This window comes from Thalassospira sp. Z349TD_5 (genome assembly GCF_056173045.1).
Window position 1 is genome coordinate 848,408 of sequence record NZ_CM149654.1, and the last position, 16,601, is coordinate 865,008.

General features: G+C 52.9%; 16 protein-coding genes. 9 read left to right on the top strand and 7 right to left on the bottom strand.

The genetic code is table 11. The features are described 5' to 3' along the window. Positions 1-4: 4 nt before the first annotated feature. Complete coding sequence (locus AC0VXT_RS03720) at positions 5-1,771, bottom strand: ABC transporter ATP-binding protein (protein ID WP_475547550.1); 1,767 nt, start codon at positions 1,769-1,771, stop codon at positions 5-7. Positions 1,772-1,991: 220 nt separating this feature from the next. Between AC0VXT_RS03720 and AC0VXT_RS03725 the strand changes: the two genes are divergently transcribed. Then, positions 1,992-2,792 (top strand): lipopolysaccharide kinase InaA family protein, encoded by an 801-nt coding sequence (locus tag AC0VXT_RS03725; RefSeq protein ID WP_475547551.1) that lies wholly within the window; start codon positions 1,992-1,994, stop codon positions 2,790-2,792. A gap of 23 nt (positions 2,793-2,815) precedes the next feature. On the opposite strand, the gene AC0VXT_RS03730 is transcribed toward AC0VXT_RS03725, so the two are convergent. Beyond that, positions 2,816-3,943, bottom strand: coding sequence for a glycosyltransferase family 4 protein (locus tag AC0VXT_RS03730; protein ID WP_475547552.1), 1,128 nt, complete (start codon positions 3,941-3,943; stop codon positions 2,816-2,818). Beyond that, a complete protein-coding gene (locus AC0VXT_RS03735; RefSeq protein ID WP_475547553.1) occupies positions 3,940-4,857 on the bottom strand; it encodes a UDP-2,3-diacylglucosamine diphosphatase in 918 nt (305 codons plus the stop codon). Before AC0VXT_RS03735 ends, AC0VXT_RS03730 begins: the two co-directional genes overlap by 4 nt. A gap of 218 nt (positions 4,858-5,075) precedes the next feature. Between AC0VXT_RS03735 and AC0VXT_RS03740 the strand changes: the two genes are divergently transcribed. Continuing rightward, the gene (locus tag AC0VXT_RS03740) at positions 5,076-6,035 is read left to right on the top strand and encodes a diacylglycerol/lipid kinase family protein (protein ID WP_475547554.1); all 960 of its coding nucleotides are present in this window, start codon (positions 5,076-5,078) and stop codon (positions 6,033-6,035) included. A gap of 185 nt (positions 6,036-6,220) precedes the next feature. On the opposite strand, the gene AC0VXT_RS03745 is transcribed toward AC0VXT_RS03740, so the two are convergent. Continuing rightward, on the bottom strand, positions 6,221-7,570 hold the full coding sequence (locus AC0VXT_RS03745) for a TldD/PmbA family protein (RefSeq protein ID WP_475547555.1): 1,350 nt from the start codon (positions 7,568-7,570) through the stop codon (positions 6,221-6,223). 238 nt (positions 7,571-7,808) lie between these two features. Between AC0VXT_RS03745 and AC0VXT_RS03750 the strand changes: the two genes are divergently transcribed. The 3 genes from AC0VXT_RS03750 to AC0VXT_RS03760 all read left to right on the top strand — a co-directional run bounded on the left by AC0VXT_RS03750 (position 7,809) and on the right by AC0VXT_RS03760 (position 8,978). Beyond that, entirely contained in the window at positions 7,809-8,384 is a 576-nt protein-coding gene (locus AC0VXT_RS03750) for a hypothetical protein (protein ID WP_475547556.1), read from the top strand. Between the two features lie 61 nt (positions 8,385-8,445). After that, entirely contained in the window at positions 8,446-8,688 is a 243-nt protein-coding gene (locus AC0VXT_RS03755; protein WP_475547557.1) for a type II toxin-antitoxin system CcdA family antitoxin, read from the top strand. Next, positions 8,688-8,978 carry a CcdB family protein gene (locus AC0VXT_RS03760; RefSeq protein WP_475547558.1) on the top strand — a complete coding sequence of 97 codons (291 nt, stop codon included), beginning with the start codon at positions 8,688-8,690 and terminating at the stop codon, positions 8,976-8,978. Before AC0VXT_RS03755 ends, AC0VXT_RS03760 begins: the two co-directional genes overlap by 1 nt. 19 nt (positions 8,979-8,997) lie before the next feature. Here the strand turns inward: AC0VXT_RS03760 and AC0VXT_RS03765 are convergent, their stop codons facing one another. Next, positions 8,998-10,524 carry a UbiD family decarboxylase gene (locus AC0VXT_RS03765; RefSeq protein ID WP_475547559.1) on the bottom strand — a complete coding sequence of 509 codons (1,527 nt, stop codon included), beginning with the start codon at positions 10,522-10,524 and terminating at the stop codon, positions 8,998-9,000. Between the two features lie 249 nt (positions 10,525-10,773). Between AC0VXT_RS03765 and AC0VXT_RS03770 the strand changes: the two genes are divergently transcribed. The 4 genes from AC0VXT_RS03770 to AC0VXT_RS03785 all read left to right on the top strand — a co-directional run bounded on the left by AC0VXT_RS03770 (position 10,774) and on the right by AC0VXT_RS03785 (position 13,932). Beyond that, positions 10,774-11,145, top strand: a complete 372-nt coding sequence (locus tag AC0VXT_RS03770; protein ID WP_475547560.1) for a DUF4170 domain-containing protein — start codon at positions 10,774-10,776, stop codon at positions 11,143-11,145. Positions 11,146-11,162: 17 nt separating this feature from the next. Further along, positions 11,163-11,951, top strand: coding sequence for a hypothetical protein (locus AC0VXT_RS03775; RefSeq protein ID WP_475547561.1), 789 nt, complete (start codon positions 11,163-11,165; stop codon positions 11,949-11,951). 280 nt (positions 11,952-12,231) lie between these two features. Then, entirely contained in the window at positions 12,232-12,927 is a 696-nt protein-coding gene (locus tag AC0VXT_RS03780; RefSeq protein WP_475547562.1) for a PAS domain-containing protein, read from the top strand. Positions 12,928-12,936: 9 nt separating this feature from the next. Further along, on the top strand, positions 12,937-13,932 hold the full coding sequence (locus tag AC0VXT_RS03785) for a methyl-accepting chemotaxis protein (RefSeq protein ID WP_475547563.1): 996 nt from the start codon (positions 12,937-12,939) through the stop codon (positions 13,930-13,932). A gap of 12 nt (positions 13,933-13,944) precedes the next feature. Here the strand turns inward: AC0VXT_RS03785 and AC0VXT_RS03790 are convergent, their stop codons facing one another. Continuing rightward, a complete protein-coding gene (locus tag AC0VXT_RS03790; protein ID WP_475547564.1) occupies positions 13,945-14,661 on the bottom strand; it encodes a class I SAM-dependent methyltransferase in 717 nt (238 codons plus the stop codon). A gap of 84 nt (positions 14,662-14,745) precedes the next feature. Continuing rightward, a complete protein-coding gene (locus AC0VXT_RS03795; RefSeq protein WP_475547565.1) occupies positions 14,746-16,545 on the bottom strand; it encodes a cation:proton antiporter in 1,800 nt (599 codons plus the stop codon). Positions 16,546-16,601 lie beyond the last annotated feature (56 nt).

Below are 16,601 nucleotides of genomic sequence, written 5' to 3' on the forward strand. Positions count from 1 at the left end.
CGGATCAGTTTTCATTTTCTTCTGAGAATTGCAGATTATAGAGGTGTGCGTAAGCCCCTCCAAGTGCAAGCAATTCATCGTGTTTTCCTTGTTCCGTCACGCGGCCATTATTGATCACACAAATTTTGTCCGCATCAATAATGGTCGACAGCCGGTGCGCAATGACAAGGGTGGTGCGCCCTTTCATCAATTTCGCAAGCGCGTCCTGAATATGGCGTTCTGATTCGGTATCAAGTGCGGATGTTGCCTCATCGAGCAACAGGATCGGCGCGTTTTTAAGCATTGCACGGGCAATCGCGATACGCTGTCGCTGCCCACCAGAAAGCTTAACCCCATGTTCGCCGACGATGGTGTCATAACCGTCTTCAAGCTGCCCAACAAAGTCATGAGCCGCGGCATTGCGCGCGGCTTCTTCGATCTCGGTTTCGGTCGCACCCGAACGGCCATAGGCAATATTGGCGCGCACAGTGTCATCAAACAGGGTGATTTCCTGGCTGACCAGTGCGGTCGCACGGCGCAGGCTTTCAAGTGTTAAGTCGCGGATGTCCTGACCATCAACAGTGATGGCGCCGTTATCAATATCGTAAAAGCGCGGGATCAGGTTCAGGATGGTTGATTTTCCCGCCCCCGAAGGCCCGACAAGTGCAACCGTTTCACCGGCCTTAATATCAAGGTCAATATCACGAAGGGCTGTGATTTCCGGGTTGTAGGCGAAGGAAACATTCTTGAAATTGATGTTCCCACCCGACACGCTAAGTTTCTTGGCATCCGGGGCGTTTTTGATTTCGGGCTCAAGGTCCATCACCATAAACACGCGCTGGGACGCGGCAAGGCCTGACTGCAAATTCATGTTGATATTTGCCAGACGCTTTACCGGTTCGTAGGCCAGCAAAAGGGCGGTAATGAACGAGAAGAAACTACCCGGATCACTTGCACCATCAATGACCCGGCTGCCGCCGTAAATGATGATTGTCGTGATCGCTGCACCGCCGAGTGTTTCCATTATGGGGGAGGACCGGGCACTGACTTTTTGCGCCTTGAAGCTCAACTGAAAAACAGTCTCGACCAGTTTTTCCATACGCGAACATTCGTATGGCTCCATGCCATAGGCTTTGACGTGACGCACACCTTGAAAAGTCTGTTCGAGAAGGGTGGCAAATTCGCCGATTTGCTGCTGGGTATTGGCTGATACCTTGCGCATGCGTTTGCCAAGCCGGGCAATCGGTAAAATGGCCGCAGGAAAGACTGTGAACGCGATGATGGCCAGTTGCCAATCCTGATAGAACATCACACCGATCAAGACGATAGCCGTCAGAAGATCCTTACCAAACCCGGTCAGAGCGACAGAAACAGCCGCGCGCATGGACGTAATATCACTGGTGAAACGCGTTATAAGCTTACCGGTATTCGTACTATGGAAGAAACCAATGTCGAGCCGGATGACATGTTCGTAAAGCTTGTTCTGGATATCAGCAAGAATACGCCCGCCGACATAGCTCATCAACACGGACTGGCCATAGTTGGCAAAGCCCTTCAGGGCAAATGCGAACAGAACAGCCACGCCGACCGGAACCAGCATTGCACCGTTTTGTTTGACAAACACTTCGTTGATGACCGGGTCCATTAAATAGGCATAGCCACCAGTCGCACCCGCCATAAGTGCCATGCAAATCAGAGCGAGAACAATCTTGCCGAAGTAAGGCTTTACCGCATCTTGCACGATACGTTTGACCAAGGGCCAAGTGCGCCAGTGTTCAGCAGTGTGGTCCATCGGATTCTTCGGCAATGATTTGTTCCTAGTCGTTCCGGCCATTTCCAAGTTGTATCAATATGATACACTCTATATGGAATAGGGCTTCAAAGTGTGTCGATCTATATGCGCTGTTGCTAGCATGCTCGAGCATGGGCGGCAAGCTGCAGCGCGCATGTGAGAGATACAAATTTGACCCGCCAATCAGCAGGTTACGCGCAACGACATATAAGATAAAAAAATGAACGAGCAACTGCACGCACTTGTAGAACATACAATGGCGCAAGGTGTCGGGGCACGCGTTTTCGCGCTGCGCTGGAAGAATAGACGTATCTGGATCAAGCAAGCTGTGCCGGCCAAACAAAAGGGCTGGCATCATTTGCAACGGTTTTTTGCAAACATTACGGGCATTGCCTTGTTGCGCCCGACTGTCTCGCCTGGCGGCGAAGAAGGTCTTGAAACCGAAGCAAACACTTTGCGCAAATTGTCTGAACGAGGCATTCTGGTGCCCGATTTGGTCTGTGTGACCGAAAACTGGATCGCGATTGGGGATAATGGTGGCATTTTACAAACCCGGATCGAAGAATTTATTCGTGCAGGGGATCATGAAGCCGTCACGAAATTGATTAATTCCGCGGGCAAAGGATTGGCTCAACTTCATCAGGCGGGCGTTGCGCATGGTGCTCCCTTGCTGCGTAACCTGACCATCCGGGATGATGATAAAATCGGCTTTATCGATTTTGAAGAAGATCCCAATGAACGCATGCCGATCATTGATGCGCAGGCGCGTGATATCCTGCTGTTTGTTTTTTCGATCCAGCGCGAATTTAAAAAACGCCCTGAATTGTTGCGCGCGGGGTGGCGCGCCTATGTCGATCAGGCCGGATTTGACGCACCTCAGATGGTCCCGCTTCGCAAAATCGTTAAGGTTCTCCGCCCGGTTTACCTTATGCTGCGCCCGTTTCGGAGCTGGTTGGGGACGGATGCGATCAATGGGCTTTTGGCTTATCGTATTCTTCGCAAAAGCCTGAACCACGGTTAATCCGCCAAGGTCGTACCAGCGCATTACTGCGCTGGCTGACCAAGTGGTTGATCGCTGATCGCGGTGGTGTCGTCGTCGGTGGTGAAAGATGCCACCGTACGTGCCGCATCATCAACCGATATGCGGATGGCTTCCAGCCCGTCAAACCCACCTGAAAATGGTGCAAGGTTGTGCAGGAACTGGCCAGCGGAATTTTGCCAGCTGTATTGTTCGGCCAAGGCGCGGGCATCTTCGGGTTTGAGTTCAAGGGCGGCCATGGCGGCTTTGCCAAGATCGGCGTCAATTGCACCGGCTTTTGTGCCCCGGACAATATCGGCGGGTCCCTGAACCGGGAAAACCGCAACCGGTGTGCCTGATGCCAATGCTTCGAGGATAACCAACCCGAATGTGTCGGTTTTGCTGGGGAAAACAAAAACATCTGCGGACGCAAAGGCGTTTGCAAGGTCTTCACCGACCTTTTTGCCAAGGAATTGCGCATTGGGGTGTTTCTGGCGCAAGTCCGCCAGCTGCGGCCCATCACCGACCACGAATTTTGTGCCGGGCAAATCAAGATCCAGAAAATGGCCAATGTTCTTTTCCACAGCGACCCGTCCGACAAACAGCCAGTGTGGTTTGGGAAAATCGCCAAAACTTGCGTCTGGACGTGGGCGGAAAAGGTCAAGGTCAACCCCGCGCGACCAGATATGCAGGTTATCAAACCCCCAGTCAGAAAGTTCTTCGCGCAGGCTTTCGGTCGCGACCATCACCGATTGTGATTTTGAATGGAACTTGCGCATTCCACGATAGGAAATCGACAACGGTAAACGCCACCGTGCGTGGATGTATTCAGGGAACCGCGTGTGATAGGCAGTCGAGAATGGCAGTCCCTGTTTTAGGCAATAGGCCCGGGCGGCCTGCCCCAATGGACCCTCGGTCGAAATATGAATGGCAACCGGGTGCAGGGCCTTGATCATCTTGGCCATTTTACGTTTGGCAAACAGGGCCAAGCGGATTTCCGGGTACGTCGGGCACGGAATGGTCTTAAACTGATCAGGCGAGATGACATGAACCTCGTGGCCCATCTCGCCCAACTCGCCGCGTACGGTTTCAAGGGTACGGACAACACCGTTGACCTGTGGATACCAGGCATCGGTTACGATCAGTATTTTCATGCAGTCTTTCCAATCGGTGCATCGCCGCGCTTTTCAGACGCGGCAGATGCGGATTTGCCTGAAGTATGGGCGATACGGAACATGGAAATCAGTTTGCCAAGGCCAAGCGACGGAGCACTGGCAGCATCGCGGCCCGGTGTGGAATGGGTCATGGCCATCTGGCGCATTTCCGCCCAATGGAGAAGTTCAAGCTTGCCGTTCATGTCTTCGACAAGGGCGGTGCAACTTTCGACCCAGTCACCATCATTGCAATAAAGCACATCCCCAATCATGCGTTTTTCGGCATGATGGATGTGCCCGCAGACCACACCATCCACCTTGCGTTTGGCGGCGGCATGGGCGACGGCATTTTCAAAGTTGCAGATAAATTGAACCGCGTTCTTCACCCGGTTTTTAAGATAGGCCGAAAGCGACCAGTATCCATATCCAAGGCGACGGCGAATGCCGTTGTAATAGCGGTTAAGGGTGATGGCGAAGTTGTAGGCCGTATCGCCAAGATAGGCGAGCCATCGGGCATATTTGACAACACCGTCAAATTCATCGCCATGAATTACCAAAAGGCGTTTGCCATCGGCCGTTTCATGGATGTCGTTCATTTTGACTTCGATATGCCCAAAGGTCATATCGACAAATTCACGGGCAAATTCATCATGGTTGCCGGGCACAAAGATGACCTTGGCGCCGTTCTTGGCCTTATCCATGATTGTGGTTATAACGGCGTGGTGGCTTTCGGGCCAATGCCAGCTTTTCTTAAGACGCCAGCCATCAATAATGTCGCCCACCAGATAATAGGTGTCTGCCGTTACTTCATTGAGGAAATCCAAAAGAAGATCTGCCTGACATCCACGTGTCCCCAAGTGGACGTCCGAAATCCAGACCGTGCGGTAATGCGGTTGCAGCGTCATCGCTGTCATTGCCGCTCCTCCGTATCCTGCCAAAAGGATGGCTGGAAACTGACTTTAAAGATGCCAGATACTGTCTCCAACCAGTATCGGTTTAAAATAAATCGCGCGAATATATAACCCGTTCACATAAATTTCGCGGTTCTGTAAAGCAACTGTTACATATTTTTCTTCATATGCTAGCGGGTACTTACTTTTTATTTCGGTTTTATTGCGGAAGTCGCACCTGAATGTCCCAGCCCGAAATGACCATCATTTTCAATCCGCGTGCCGGTGGGAATAAACAACGGTTTCTTTCAGAAATTCTGCAACATGCCGGGGTGAAGGTTGAACTGCTACAAACCACCCATCCCGGTCATGCCCGTGAATTGGCGCGCAAGGTCCGCGCGCACAAACGGTTATTTGTTGCCGGTGGGGATGGTTCGCTAAACGAAGCATTGAATGGTTTGCTGGATGCGCAGATTGATGGTCATGAAGTTCCACCCCTTGGCATTCTTCCATTGGGCACAGCCAATGTGCTTGCGGTCGAAGTTGGGCTTAATCTGCGCGCCACGGCAATTGCCGACTATATCAATAATCCCGGCATGGTTTGGGTGCGGCCTGGTGTTGTAAATGGCCGAGCGTTTTTCCTGATGGTCGGGATGGGGGCCGATGCCGATACGGTGGATAATGTGTCCTTGCGGCTAAAACGCCTTATCGGCAAGGGCGCATACGTTCTTGAAGGATTGCGCAGTATCTTTTTCCCGCGTCACCGCGACTTTGAAGTCAACATCGGGCGCGAAAATTACCGGACATCTGGGGTTATCGTCACCCATGCCAAACATTATGGCGGTGCGTTTGTGATATCCGATGATGCGTCTCTGACGTCAAATCAGCTTGATGTTTTGTTGATGCCGGGTAATGGCATCTGGGCTTTGGCGCGCTATGGTTTGGCTTTGACGTTAAACCGGTTACACAAACAAAGTGATGTGTCGCTGGTGCGCACCGAACGCCTGACGATCAAAAGCCATTGCGGCCCTGCACCCTTGCAGATTGACGGCGAAAATGCCGGAAAACTACCCTGCGAAATCAGCCTGTCGCCCTATCCGGTGCGCCTGATGGTGCCATCTGCTTATGCGACGCAGCATAATGCGCAAGCCCATGCCACCGCGAAAGGTGCCAGGCCAGTTTTGCAGATCTCAGCGGACTAGCAAACCACTGCAAGATTTGACGGGAAATGAGCCTTATTTGTTAAACGGGCGCGAGACAGGCCTTGAAACCGGTTTGGTAATAGCCAGTACCTTCAGAACGAAAACAGTACTGCTCCAACAAAAAATACCCGATCAAAAGTCTGATCGGGTATTTTGTCGTGTATCTAATGGGTTCTCACCGTAGCTTATTGTCCGGCCAAGGTCATGCCATCAATGCGCAAAGTTGGTGCGTTGGTACCGTATTTGAAGGTCAGGTCGTTTGCGGGAACGACTGTTTTGAACATGTCCTTGAGGTTCCCGGCGACTGTGATTTCCGATACCGGATACGCCAGAACACCATTTTCAATCCAATAGCCTGATGCGCCGCGCGAATAATCGCCGGTGACACCGTTGACGCTGCTGCCGATCATTTCAGTGATATAGAGCCCCGATTTGATCTCCTTGATCATATCGGCGGGCGAAATCGTGCCCGGTTCCATATACAGATTGGTGGTCGATGGCCCCGGAAGACTGCCGGCACCGCGCGATGCGTTGCCAGTTGATTTCAGACCAAGCTGACGGGCGGAGCGTAAATCCATGATCCAGGTTTTAAGTACACCATTTTCAATCAGGTGACGTTTCTGGTTGGCGACACCTTCCGCATCAAACGGTTTGGAGCGAAGACCACGTTTGCGATGCGGGTCATCAATGATGTTGATATGCGGAGCGAAAATCTCGCTGCCCATCGCATCGAGCAGGAAGCTCGTCCCGCGCGCGATGCCCGACCCGTTGATCGCCCCTGACAGGTGCCCGACGATGGAGGCCGATACACGTGGGTCCAAAATCACCGGCACATGTGCGCTTTTGACCTTGCGCGGATTCAGACGGCGCAGGGTTTTTTCGGCAGCCTTTTTGCCAATATCAACCGGATCGCGCAGATCGGTCGAAAAGACGGCACTGTCATAATCGTAATCGCGTTCCATCGCCGTGCCGGACCCGGCGATAACAGAAACCGAAATGTGGCTGCCGGACCCGGCATAGCAATTGGCAAAGCCGTTGGTTGCCGCCAGTGTCACCTGATGGCGGCCCCAGCCAGCTTCGGATCCTTCCGAATTGGTGATGCCTTCGACCGAGCGCGCGGCTTCTTCGCAGGCGGTTGCCCATTCGATCATTTTTGCCTGATCGACTTCGCCCGGTTCACACAGCTCAAGCGCGTCAACATCGAACGTTTCGGCCAGTTCAGACGGATCAGCAATCCCGCAATAGGGGTCTTCTGGCGCGTTTTTGGCCATCGCGACCGCGCGTTCGATCAGTTCATTCAAGGCAGCGTCGCTGGTGTCGGAAGATGAAACAACCGCCTGTTGTTTGCCAATCAGAACCCGCAGGCCAAGATCAGCCCCTTCGGAACGTTCAAGCTTTTCCATCTTGCCCAGACGCTGGGCCACCGAAAGCGACGTTCCTTCGACATAAACGGCGTCGGCATCATCGGCACCGGCTTTTTTCGCGCGGGCCAGAAGATCGGTGATGCGATCAAGTGTCATGTCGGTCTTGGGCATGGAAGCTCCCTTAATTCGGAATGTGATGGCTACTTTATAGGGCGCGCAGGCGCATTCGCAAAGGGGCGAAACAAAAAGAGGTTTCGTCTTTGGTTCATTTGCCTTGCTGCCCCAAAGGTGGCGCGATAAAGGGGGATCGGCAAGGGTATGTCTTTTGACGATTTTTGTCGCCGTTTTGCTATACTCAAAGAAACGGCACATAAATGGCTGTGAAAGCCGAAATACACACGGGAAAAATATGAGCAAGCAGGCAATGTTGATGGGGCTTTTTTTCGCGATCTCTGCTGGGCCGGGCGGTCTTGCGTATGCCGGCGAAAGTCCAAATGCAGATGCTGAGACGCCTCTGAATGATGGGAACACGGTCGATCCGGTATCCACCAATCAGCTTTATTCCGAAATGCGCATTCAAGGTGGCCAATATGCGCAAAATTACCGTCATCAGATGCTGACCGGTGACTTTACCTGTGATGATGTGGTCGACCGGATTGCCGGGTGGGTTGATCTGGACAGTCCGGAAGGTCCGCGATTTGCAATGCTGTTTGTCACTAATCATGGTGGCAAGGGTCAAAGTGAGATCCGCTATCTTCCGTTTGAAAGCTCCGAACAGGTTGCGCTGTGCATTCATGATGAAACCGCCCCGCCGATCATGAGCTGGCAGGAAAATAGCACCGAGTTCATGGCCGAGGTGATCGGCGATGACAGGCTGTGCAACTTTGCGATCCGGGTCGATGATTTCATGTGCGATGCGCCGCAGTTCTTCTATTCGCAAGAACCAGCAGGCAATGGCGATCACTGGCTGTTTTTCCGCAATTGAGTTAATGTCGGTTTGTTGGTAAAGTATGCGCATAAGTTTTGCGCATGAAGGGGAGGTCGAAATGACAGTAACCGCTGCCAAACCACACCGAAAACCTACCAATATCAGTCTAGATGTTGATCTTTTGAACGAAGCAAAGGCGCTGGGGATCAATATTTCCCGCACTGCTGAATTGGGTTTGCGCGAAGCTGTCGCCAAGCAGCGTGCTGCCCTTTGGAAGCAGGAAAACAAGGCGGCGATCGATGCCAGTAACAGCTATGTTGATCGACACGGTATCCCGTTGGCATCTCATCGAAAATTCTGATGGCAAAAGGTGATATTTTCCGGTTTGAAACCGGGTATGTCGTTGATGTGCAGTCGGATCTGCTATCGGACCTGCGCACCCGCGTCGTGGTTCCCCTAAAACCGATTTCCCAATTCCCAAAACCTGCCGACAGGCTTAATCCGGTGATTAAAGTTGGTGGGGATGATTGGGTGCTGTTGCCGCAGTTTATAGCGACGCTCAGCACATCTGAATTGGGGGAGAAGGTTGGTGAATTTGAAGATGCCTTCAAGCTCACCAACGCATTGGATATGGTTTTTCACGGGATTTAATCCCGCGATTGAACCGATCTTAGTCTTTCCAGATTTTCTTACCTGAACCGGGCAGGCCATAGCGTTCCCATTTCTGATCGACACGGTCGATGATGTCATCGTCCATATAGATTTTTTCGCCCCATTCGCGGTTGGTTTCGCCGGGGAACTTGTTGGTGGCATCAAGGCCAAGCTTGCCGCCAAGGCCGCTGACCGGGGATGCGAAATCAAGATAATCAATCGGGGTGTCGGTCACCGTGGTAATATCGCGCACCGGGTCCATCCGGGTTGAGATTGCCCACATGACGTCTTTCCAGTCACGCACATCAATATCGTCATCCACGACGATGACGAATTTGGTGTACATGAATTGCCTCAGGAACGACCAAACGCCCATCATCACGCGCTTGGCATGACCGGCATAGGCCTTCTTCATCGACACCACTGCAATCCGGTAGCTACATCCTTCGGGCGGCAGCCAGAAGTCAACGATTTCGGTAAATTGCTGCTGCAAGATCGGCACAAACACATCATTCAATGCTTCGCCCAGAACCGAGGGTTCATCTGGCGGGCGACCGGTAAAGGTCGAGAGGTAAATCGGGTCTTTGCGCATGGTGATCGCGGTGATGTTAAACACCGGGAAATCATCGACCGAGTTATAATAGCCCGTGTGATCGCCATAAGGGCCTTCGGGCGCGTATTCATCCAGCGAGACATAGCCCTCCAGCACAATCTCGGCGGTGGCGGGCACTTTAAGCGGGACGGTTTTGCAATCGACCAGCTCCACCTTGGCACCACGCAGAAGCCCGGCAAACTGATATTCCGAAAGAGTATCGGGCACAGGCGTTACGGCGGCCAGAATGGTGCCGGGATCGGCACCAAGGACAATGGCGGCAGGCAGCGGATCAGGCTTTTCCTTTTTCCAGCGCGCGTGATGTTGCGCACCACCACGATGTTTGAGCCAGCGCATGATGGTTTTGTTCTTGCCCAGCACCTGCATGCGATAGATGCCAAGGTTAAACACATCGCGTTTGTCGCCGCCATTTTTACCCGCCGACGGTCCTTGGGTCACGACCAGCGGCCATGTAATCAGCGGGGCCGGTTCGCCCGGCCAGCACGACTGAATGGGGATTTTTGACAGATCAACATCATCGCCCATCATGACGACGTCCTGACAGGGCGCCTTTGAAACCGTTTTGGGTTTCATCGCCATCACGGTCTTGGCCAACGGCAGCATCGAAAAGGCTTCTTTGAGGCTGCCGGGCGGTTCGGGCTGTTTGAGGAAGGCCAGCGTTTCGCCGACTTCGCGCAGCTCTTCGGGCTTTCTGTTCATGCCCTCTGCCACGCGGTCCACCGTGCCAAACAGATTGACCAGAACCGGCATGTCATATTTTTTGCCGTCATCCCCGACAACATTTTCAAACAACACCGCCGGGCCGCCTTCGGCCAGAAGACGCGTCTGTATTTCCGTCATTTCAAGGTTGGGGGAAACCGGTTCAGTGACGCGAACAAGACGGCCGGTTTTTTCCAGCGCATCCATGAAGTCACGAAGGGATTGATAGGGCATGGCACCTGTCATCTGCTGAGCACTAAAATCTGATTGTCTTCATACGCTTTGCTGCGTCTGGGGACAACCATGCTTGTTGGCAAAGAAGCGTTTGTAACTTTGTAACAGCGTCCCCAAATACAGTCGGGATGCTGCGTTGCAAGGTTATACGAAACTTTGCGGTTTTGGTTGACGTATCATTTCGGTATACAAGGGCAAGGAATTGAGTCGCGTGACCCACAGCGCGCGGCATGGAAAATCACCAAAAGCATGAAGGACGCACAGATGGCCAAATATTGGGTTATCGGGGGCACCTATCAGGATACCGGTTTTGATAAGCCGATTGGCGAAGAAACCAAAGTTGGTCCGTTTGGCAGCTTCGAAGACGCGGAAAAACAGTGGTCTAAAATGGCCTGGCAGTCGGTCGATGACGCAAATTCGCGGTATCGCATCGAACGTTCTGACGAATACTGGGTTGTCGGTGGTGAATATGAAACCACCGAATTTGAAACCCCTGTCGGTGGCAAAGAAGAACGCCATGGTCCGTATAAAACTTTTGAAGATGCCGAAAAGGCATGGTCAAAGCTGGCGTGGCAACATGTCGATAACTGCAATTGCCGTTATCGCGTTGTCGAAGACTAAGCGGGACAGACTTTTGCATGTTTTCGATTTCTGATGCGCATAAAATCACGGATCCCGTGTTGCGCGAGCAGATCGAACAGCATCCACGCGCGCAGGAAATCCTGCGCGCGTTTTTGTATCCCTATGACGCGCCAGATTATGATTTCCTGTTTGCGGATGGCACAGTCAGGCAGATGGTTGCAGGGGATATAGACCGTCTGACGGCTGGACGGACCCCGGTTCTGGCCGTTGGGTCCAACCGCGCGCCGGTTCAATTGGCCCGCAAATTCGCAGCACCCCATCATCATGAAGAACCTGTTCCGGTGACGTTCGGTTGGATGGACGACCACGATATTGTCTATTCCACGCATATGGCCGGTTACGGGGCGCTTCCGGCAACTTTGGCATCCTCGCCTGGGTCAACGGTCAGGGTGGCGGTTACATGGCTAACACCCACGCAGCTTAGTCATATGCACAGCACGGAATCAGTGCCCGATCATTATCAATACTGTCAGCTCGACGGCACGAAAATCACACTTGATTGTGGGTTGAAAACAGGCCGGGTTGGCAGTTATCAATCTGTTGCCGGACACGTATTTGATCACGGCGATACCTTTGCTCTTATCGATATTCCCGCGCGCAATCGACGCTTTGTCGCGCGCAGTCAATGGGAAATGTTATCCCAGATCGCCAGACGCGCCGGGCATGCGCCGCATCCAACATTCGTTTTAAAGTTGATAGATGATGCGGACTTGCGACGAAAACTGGTGGGGCGCTATTTAAAAACGCCTAATCCGACACCACGTAGAACTAGTGTTCCGAAATAGCGTTTCATTTTGATCAGTTTCTGTGAACATCTATTATGCACTTAAAGATTGCGGTGATGGATTTTGACGGCAATAGATAAATTCCTGGCAACATAACGCTGATGCACAAACAGATTGACTGACTGCTAAGGCGGAGCGATCTGGGATGCTTGGGCAAAGCATACCTAACATCCAAACAAACGATGCTTCTGGGGGGAAGTAGAGGGGATGCCGTTTCCTGCAACTGGAAATTTGCGTGTCAAGGCTTAGGGGCAGGACCTTGTTGATATAGAGGGAGAAGATGATGTTTGGTGCAGGAAACGATGATGGGCACATCATCGACGCGATCAAGCGGTCGCAGGGCACGATCGAGTTTACGATGGATGGCAAGATCATCACCGCGAACAAAAATTTTCTGTCACTGCTTGGATATGAGCTTGAAGAGGTTAAAGGCAAACATCACAGCATGTTTGTTGATCCGGAATATGCAAAAAGTCCCGAATACAGAGAGTTCTGGGAAAGGCTTGCCACCGGGGAGTTTTTCACAGCCGAGTTCCATCGTTTTGGCAAAGGTGGCAAGGACGTGTGGATTCAGGCGACCTATTGCCCGGTTCTCAACAAACATGGCAAGCCGTACAAAGTTTTCAAAGTCGCCAGCGATGTAACCGATCAGAAACGCCAACAGTCTGACTATGCAGGCCAGATTGAGGCCATTGGAAAGTCACAAGCCGTCATTGAATTTGATATGGACGGCAAGATCCTGGCGGCCAATCAGAATTTCCTTGATGCAATGGGCTATACGCTTGCGGAAGTGCAGGGCAAGCATCACCAGATGTTTGTCGAGCAAGCTTATGCAAAAAGCCCGGAATACAAGAAGTTCTGGGAAACGCTCCGGTCTGGAAAATACATGTCCGCCGAGTATCAGCGATTTGGCAAGGGCGGAAAGGAAGTCTGGATTCAAGCCAGTTATAATCCGATCCTTGATATGAATGGTTGACCGTTCAAAGTGGTAAAATACGCAACCGACGTTACGGCTGAAAAGCTGCGCGCGGCGGATTATGCAGGCCAGATTGAGGCAATCGGTAAGTCCCAGGCCGTGATTTCGTTTGAGATGGACGGCACAATTATTGATGCCAATGAAAACTTCCTGAACGCCATGGGATACAAGCTGACCGATTTGAAGGGGAGAAACCACAGCATGTGCGTTGATCCCGAGTATGTCAAAACTGATGCGTATAAAGATTTCTGGGAGGCGCTTAGACGGGGCGAGTATCAGTCTGGTGAGTTCAAACGCATGGGCAAGGGCGGCAAGGACGTCTGGATCAGTGCCAGCTACAACCCGGTTTTTGACATGAACGGGCGACCGTTCAAGGTTGTCAAATATGCCTCCGATGTTACCAAGCAGGTCATGACCCGCACAACCGCCGAGGGGCTTGCAGAAGGATCAAGTGCCAGTGCCGAGACGGTTGCCAGTGCGTCCGAAGAAATGCTGGCGGCCATTCAGGAAATCAGTGAAAGCATGCACCGGTCCCAGATCGCGGTGAATGACATCGTTGCCAAGTCAGAAATGGCCGATGGCATTCGCACGGAACTGGAAAGCACATCGGAATCAATGTCCGGTGTGGTTCAGATTATTCGCGATTTGGCCGAGCAGGTGAACCTTTTGGCACTGAACGCCACGATTGAGGCCGCACGCGCGGGCGATGCGGGCAAGGGCTTTGCCGTTGTCGCAGGCGAGGTCAAAAACCTTGCGACCCAAACGGCCAAGGCAACCGACCAGATCGAAGCGCAGATTAACTCGATGCTGAGCATTACCAAGCGGGTGGTTGATTCAACACGGGAAATCTCGGAATCGGCAGGATCGGTCAGTGATTATGTCAACACGGTTGCGTCTGCTGTCGAAGAACAGACAAGTGTCACCCACGATATTTCCAAAAACATTCAGTTCGTGTTTAACGGCATTAACGAGCTCAACAGCTGTGTGAAGAGCATTGCGGGCTAACGCGACCAGCAATCAAACAGAATTTTCCCGGTCTGGCAATAACTGCCAGATTCGGGTGAATTTTGTATCGGTGTCCTCGACGGCGACATCGACCGGAACCTCATAGGTTTCCAGCTCGTCAATGTTATGGGCCGGGGCATAGGTCCGCCCCGGATCGGCCAGAATAACCCGCGTGCCAAGGCGGGCTTCCGCCATCAGCCATTGTAGAACGGCATTTGCCATGTCCTGTTGATAACAGACGTCCCCGGCAAAAATCACATCCCAGCGTTTTTCCGGCGCACTGGTGCCGACAAGATTTTTGGTTGTGGTCGGAAAGGCAACACCGTTGTGCTTGGCATTCAGGCGCGTTGCAGTGATGGCCACCGGGTCGATGTCATTTGCCAGAATTTCACCCGCCTCAGCCATGACGCATGCAATGGCCTGCATGCCACCACCACAGGCAAAATCAAGAACCCGCTTACCGCTGACCATTTCGGGATGATCAAGGATGTAGCGCGTGATGGCCTGTCCACCCGGCCATGCAAAGGCCCAATAGGGGGGCGGGATATCAAGCACACCCAGCATATCCTCGGTCGCCTGCCAAAGCGGGGTGATGTGGGTCGCCAGATGCATCTCGATTTCCGGTGCAAGCGGTACGCGCGCAGGCACGGTAAAGGTTTCGATCAGATCGGAAAATTGCGGATCGTCGACGTCGGGTACCAAGGCATCGGCAAAGACGTTTTCGCTCATGGTTTGGGTGCTCTGGGCTTTGGTGCTTTGGCTATGATCATGTGCCGGGAGTATCGGCTTTGACCCTGTGGAGCAAGCGGTTCTTTACGCCGTGCTATCTGTTTCACCATTGCCCAGATACAAAATCACATCACGTGCCTTGGCCTTGGGGATGTCTGTGCCGATAAAAAGCTGATTGCCGCGCACGAGTGCCAATACCGGCGGCGCCTGTTCATGGTGACCCAGAAAATCGTCCCAGCCAAAACTGTCGGTCAGTCGGGTTTGCCGGATGCTGGCCTCATTGCGATAGGCATTGCGAATGTCATCTGTGGTCAGTGGATCAGAACAAAATGGCAGGCCACCCAGTGTTTGACTGGCACTGTGGCGACTGCGATCATCGGGCGCGCGATGAATGCCGGTCTGAAACACGGACCTTCGCCCGAATTCCGGTGCAAAGTCGGTACAGACAAGCGTGTTGTATGCATCGTTATCTGTGGTGGCGATCAGCTTGCCCAAGGCCGATGTGTCAAGGTGATGCTCAAACACTTCGGACAGGACTTCACCGTAAAACGTGGTCAATCCTGCTTCACGGGCCGCGCGCAGGCTGTGCCAGCGTGAATCGGTAATTACCACCGGGATGTCGAGTTCATCCAGACGGGTGGCGAGATCAATGGTCCAGCGGTGTGCACCGACAATCAACACACCGGGCGGCCCATTGACCGCAAGATCAAGGTATCGCGCCATCGGGCGGATTGAAAAGCCGTGCAAGACAACCGTGGAAAACACCATGGCAAAGGCAAGCGGGATCAAAAGCGCGCCATCGGTATATCCCAGTTCAACAAGCTCGGTACCAAACAAGCCGCAAATGGCGACGGCGACAATCCCGCGCGGAGCAATCCAGCCGACCAGAATGCGTTCGCGCCAGTTTATTTTGGAAAAGGACAATGCGCCGATGATTGAGACAGGCCGAACAACAAACAGCATCGCTATGACAAAAAGCCCATGCCCCCATGTGAGTTCTTCAACCATCGACCATTCCAATGTCGCGGTCAGGATGATGAAGACACTTGAAACCAGAATGACGGTCAGGGTTTCCTTAAACCGGCGGATTTCATCAATCGCCATCAAATGCGCATTGCCAATGACAAGTCCCAATACGGTGACCGCCAAAAGTCCGGTTTCTTCCTGAACAATGTTCGCCCCGGCAAAGCAGGTCAGAAGGACACCCAGAACCAGCGGCGCTTTAAGGAATTCAGGTATCCAGCCCCGACGAAACACCTGCACGGTGCAAAGCCCGGCGACCAGACCAATTGCAATGGCAATCAGGATGTTAAAGGCCAGATGCCCAATCGCGGCACTCAGGCCGTTTCCCCGCTGGCTGGCGACAATGATTTCATAGGCCAGAACGGCAAACAGCGCGCCAATCGGGTCATTAACAATGCCTTCCCATTTCAAAAGGGTGCTGGGGTGTTTGGCCATACGCGCGTGGCGCAACAGTGGCGCGATCACGGTTGGGCCCGTCACAATCATGATCCCGCCAAACAGGGCGGCCACCGGCCATGACAAATCGGCCAGATAGTGGGCTGCAAACGCACCAAGAAGCCACGCCAGAAGCGGGGCGATGGTGGTGAGGCGCAAGATGCCGCTCACACTGTGGCGGAGTTCGCGAAAATCGAGTGCCAGACCGCCTTCAAACAGGATGACAGCCACCGCAACCGCAACAAGGGGCTGTAACAGCGCGCCAAAATCGGTCACCGGATCCAGCAACCCGGTCCCCGGACCAAGAATCAGTCCGAGGGCGGAAAGTAATACGATGGCGGGCACGCCAGCACGCCACGCCATCCATTGGGCGCCAACCCCGGCAAGGATCAATCCGGCAATCATCAAGGCCAGCGGTGCAGTCATAAACACGCCCTTATAAACAAAATGATATCAGACAGATGGTGTGCTGATTTCAAAAA

Excerpts from the sequence above, each read along its gene's own strand:
- AC0VXT_RS03720 (WP_475547550.1), bottom strand. The coding sequence starts at position 1,771 with ATGGACCACACTGCTGAACACTGGCGCACTTGGCCCTTGGTCAAACGT.
- AC0VXT_RS03775 (WP_475547561.1), top strand. The coding sequence starts at position 11,163 with ATGTTTTCGATTTCTGATGCGCATAAAATCACGGATCCCGTGTTGCGC.
- AC0VXT_RS03750 (WP_475547556.1), top strand. The coding sequence starts at position 7,809 with ATGAGCAAGCAGGCAATGTTGATGGGGCTTTTTTTCGCGATCTCTGCT.
- AC0VXT_RS03780 (WP_475547562.1), top strand. The coding sequence starts at position 12,232 with ATGATGTTTGGTGCAGGAAACGATGATGGGCACATCATCGACGCGATC.
- AC0VXT_RS03790 (WP_475547564.1), bottom strand. The coding sequence starts at position 14,661 with ATGAGCGAAAACGTCTTTGCCGATGCCTTGGTACCCGACGTCGACGAT.
- AC0VXT_RS03725 (WP_475547551.1), top strand. The coding sequence starts at position 1,992 with ATGAACGAGCAACTGCACGCACTTGTAGAACATACAATGGCGCAAGGT.
- AC0VXT_RS03770 (WP_475547560.1), top strand. The coding sequence starts at position 10,774 with ATGAAGGACGCACAGATGGCCAAATATTGGGTTATCGGGGGCACCTAT.
- AC0VXT_RS03755 (WP_475547557.1), top strand. The coding sequence starts at position 8,446 with ATGACAGTAACCGCTGCCAAACCACACCGAAAACCTACCAATATCAGT.
- AC0VXT_RS03730 (WP_475547552.1), bottom strand. The coding sequence starts at position 3,943 with ATGAAAATACTGATCGTAACCGATGCCTGGTATCCACAGGTCAACGGT.
- AC0VXT_RS03795 (WP_475547565.1), bottom strand. The coding sequence starts at position 16,545 with ATGACTGCACCGCTGGCCTTGATGATTGCCGGATTGATCCTTGCCGGG.
- AC0VXT_RS03765 (WP_475547559.1), bottom strand. The coding sequence starts at position 10,524 with ATGCCCTATCAATCCCTTCGTGACTTCATGGATGCGCTGGAAAAAACC.
- AC0VXT_RS03745 (WP_475547555.1), bottom strand. The coding sequence starts at position 7,570 with ATGCCCAAGACCGACATGACACTTGATCGCATCACCGATCTTCTGGCC.
- AC0VXT_RS03760 (WP_475547558.1), top strand. The coding sequence starts at position 8,688 with ATGGCAAAAGGTGATATTTTCCGGTTTGAAACCGGGTATGTCGTTGAT.
- AC0VXT_RS03740 (WP_475547554.1), top strand. The coding sequence starts at position 5,076 with ATGTCCCAGCCCGAAATGACCATCATTTTCAATCCGCGTGCCGGTGGG.
- AC0VXT_RS03735 (WP_475547553.1), bottom strand. The coding sequence starts at position 4,857 with ATGACAGCGATGACGCTGCAACCGCATTACCGCACGGTCTGGATTTCG.